Consider the following 233-nt stretch of genomic DNA (forward strand, 5'->3'; position numbering starts at 1 on the left):
CACGCCGCCAAACCGACCATGCAATCACTCCCTGAGGTCCTGACTCCCGCCCTGCGCGGCCGCGAGATTGGAAGAATACGCTGCCACCAACGCAACGAGCGCAGCCTGAGTAAACCTCAGACTGCGCTCGTGTACCAGCCAGCCCACATGGCTCAGCCAGCGCTCAATGGCCCATCTGCGGGCTCCTGAGTGTGTCAGCAGGGCGGCGCCCTGCGGGGCGACCAGACGCAGAG

Annotated in this window: 1 protein-coding gene; it reads right to left on the reverse strand. The window is 65.7% G+C overall.

Annotated features, from left to right (window positions below):
- Nucleotides 1–24 precede the first annotated feature (24 nt).
- Nucleotides 25–233 (reverse strand): hypothetical protein (locus tag R0J88_RS23825; protein ID WP_410901431.1); only part of this gene is annotated, 209 nt, incomplete at its 5' end.

The sequence above is a fragment of the Pseudoalteromonas sp. SIMBA_162 genome (genome assembly GCF_046535955.1).
In the GTDB taxonomy this organism is placed as follows: Bacteria; Pseudomonadota; Gammaproteobacteria; order Enterobacterales; family Alteromonadaceae; genus Pseudoalteromonas; species Pseudoalteromonas marina.